Annotated in this window: 1 pseudogene; it reads right to left on the reverse strand. The window is 78.5% G+C overall.

What is annotated here, in order from left to right:
* Window positions 1-627 (reverse strand): annotated as a pseudogene (locus QR78_RS29870) (hypothetical protein); the annotation flags it as partial.

Genomic DNA, 627 nt, shown 5'->3' on the forward strand with positions numbered 1-627 from the left:
CCGGTGGCACCCTGCGCACCCGTCGCGCCCTGGGAACCGGTGGCACCCGCGGACCCGGTGGCACCCTGCGAGCCGGTAGCACCCTGGGTCCCCGTTGCGCCCTGGGAGCCGGTGGTGCCCGGCGCACCTTGCGAGCCGGTCACACCCTGCGCGCCTTGTTCGCCGGTGGCACCCTGGGCGCCAGTGACGCCCTGCGCCCCCGTCGCACCCTGGGTACCCGTCGCGCCCTGGGAACCGGTGGCACCCTGGGTCCCCGTCGCGCCCTGGGAGCCGGTCACACCCTGCGCGCCTTGTTCGCCGGTGGCACCCTGGGCGCCAGTGACGCCCTGCGCTCCCGTCGCACCCTGGGCACCCGTCGCGCCCTGGGAGCCGGTAGCACCCTGGGCACCAGTCGTGCCCTGGGCACCCTGGTCGCCGGTGGCGCCCTGCACGCCCGTCGCGCCCTGCGCGCCCGTGGTCCCCTGGGCACCGGTCACGCCCTGGGCACCGGTGGCGCCCTGCGCGCCCGTCGCACCCTGGACGCCGGTGGCACCCTGCGCACCCGTGGTTCCCTGGGCGCCGGTCACGCCCTGGGCGCCGGTGGCACCCTGCACGCCCGTCGCGCCCTGGACGCCGGTGGCGCCCTGG

Source organism: Methylobacterium indicum (genome assembly GCF_001043895.1).
Taxonomy (GTDB): Bacteria; Pseudomonadota; Alphaproteobacteria; order Rhizobiales; family Beijerinckiaceae; genus Methylobacterium; species Methylobacterium indicum.